Raw genomic sequence first — 1,074 nt, 5'->3', positions numbered from 1 at the left:
GCAGGTATGCGTCCGCACCGGCAGGCGACATGGCCGAGATGAGCCTGGACGAAGCGCATGCCGCCAAATCCGGACCGACGATCCACGACCGGACCGCCGACGGCGCCAAATGAAGGCCGCCGCCTTCAACGCGTATAGCGGCTCGAATCCAGCGAGCCCGCGATGCGCCGGACGATCGGGTCGTATGTCGCTTTGGCCTCGGTCGGATAGGTCATCACGACAACGTGGTAGACGTCCTTGCGCGGGTCGAGGAAATATCGCTCGTAGAAAACAGATGGCCGCCCATCGATCGGTCGTATTCCCGAGACGACGGCCCAGCCGCTGTGACGACGTCGGTATGTGACCTGCGAATAGGCGTCGCCTTCCGTGGTCGCCGCGATGGCGCTCTCGAAGTCGACGACGTCGTTGAATACGCCATAGGCGGCAATCTGCGCGCCATCCGCAGCGGCGAACGTCCTTCCGTCTTGCGCGTCCGGCTCCGGCTGAATCGCGAACAAATCCGAAGGGTATTCGATCCGCGTCCCGAATTTCGATCCGCGCCAGTCGGTCCAGATGGCCTGGGCCCGCGCCTGTCCGGCCGCAAGCACCAGAGCGAGGGCGGAGGCGTCGGCGAGAAAAGATCGGCGGCAAATCATGAAATCCTCGCTGGTTCCGACAGAAGCTCGAAAGACCTACGACCTCCCGAGCGCGAGAAATCGGCGCCGCTCATGGGCGCCGCGCGGGGAACCTTGTTCCCAAGGCGCAGGCCGGCTCGCCGTTCATGGTATTTCTAGCGGCGCGCGCGGCTCCATGTCCTTGACGCACCCCAAGAATTTCACGCCGCGCCAATGAAGATGGATTTTCATGGCTCGCTGACGGGCTAGTCAGTCGCGCGCCAGGCGGCGCCAACGATCTGCTCATGGTCACGGTCGCGTCGATCGAGCAGACGCCGAACATCGATGCGGCCGGCAAGTTCCGTGGCCTCCTGAATTTGTTCGCGGAGATGGATCTGTCCGGCGGGGCGGTGAACGAGTTCGGGCCATTCCGCATGAGTGGGTTCAGTGGACTCTCCGCGCGCCTGACTGGCCACAGGGC

The 1,074-nt window shown here is 64.1% G+C and carries 1 protein-coding gene; it reads right to left on the bottom strand.

Going from position 1 to position 1,074, the window contains the following annotated elements; genetic code table 11:
* Window positions 1-125: 125 nt before the first annotated feature.
* Complete coding sequence (locus HXX15_RS23135) at window positions 126-635, bottom strand: hypothetical protein (RefSeq protein ID WP_296519259.1); 510 nt, start codon at window positions 633-635, stop codon at window positions 126-128.
* Window positions 636-1,074: the final 439 nt, after the last annotated feature.

This window comes from Rhodopseudomonas sp. (assembly GCF_013377015.1).
GTDB lineage: Bacteria > Pseudomonadota > Alphaproteobacteria > Rhizobiales > Xanthobacteraceae > JARJEH01.
The sequence above is the reverse complement of the archived record's forward strand: the minus strand, read 5'-3'. Positions and strand labels throughout refer to the sequence as shown.